Source organism: Suttonella ornithocola (genome assembly GCF_001889065.1).
Classification (GTDB): domain Bacteria; phylum Pseudomonadota; class Gammaproteobacteria; order Cardiobacteriales; family Cardiobacteriaceae; genus Suttonella_A; species Suttonella_A ornithocola.
Genome location: NZ_LWHB01000279.1, coordinates 1 through 653, shown reverse-complemented (window position 1 = coordinate 653; position 653 = coordinate 1). Strand labels below are relative to the sequence as shown.

Genomic DNA, 653 nt, shown 5'->3' with positions numbered 1-653 from the left:
TTGTTGGTCGTGGTCTTTTTTTAAGTGTCATACCGATTGATTTTAGTGCATAAAATATACCTTGTGGTGTACAGGCAAAGTGTTCTGCTATTTCAAATAAATAGGCATCATTGTGTTGTTCTACATAGGTTTTAAGTTGTTCACGGTCTATTTTTCTTGGTTTTGTGCCTTGAGATTGGGCGCTAAGTTCACCTGTATCTCTTTGGAGTTTTTTCCAGCTGTATAGTGCTGAGCATGATATGCCATAGGCTTGTATTACTTGGTCAATGTCTTTGCATTTGTCCCAGTACGCCATTGCTTTTTGTCGGATTTCAATTGTATAGTGCAATCATCTAAAACCCAACCCAATCCAAAGCAGATAAAAGCATAAAGTATCAATACAATCCATCCGCCATTCTTTGCGTATTTGCTTAATCCAAGCCCACATCTTTCAATGGATTTAAGTCTGGACTATAAGGGGGTAACCAAACTATCTCATGCCCATGCTCTTCAATGATTGCTTGAACTATCACTGCGTTTATGAAAAGCGGCATTGTCCATGACAATTACACTGTTTTAGGTAACTCAGGTAACAGTGCTTCTCTCACCCAATGAGAGAAAATATCGCTGTTAATAGAACCATCATATATAGTCAAATCACTTATAATCCAATC

The 653-nt window shown here is 37.8% G+C and carries 1 protein-coding gene and 1 pseudogene; both read right to left on the bottom strand.

Annotated elements, in window-relative coordinates; translation table 11 throughout:
- A pseudogene (locus tag A5N85_RS13740) lies at nucleotides 1-328 on the bottom strand (IS630 family transposase); the annotation flags it as partial.
- Between the two features lie 82 nt (nucleotides 329-410).
- The gene (locus A5N85_RS13735) at nucleotides 411-533 is read right to left on the bottom strand and encodes a transposase (protein WP_084601820.1); all 123 of its coding nucleotides are present in this window, start codon (nucleotides 531-533) and stop codon (nucleotides 411-413) included.
- Nucleotides 534-653: the final 120 nt, after the last annotated feature.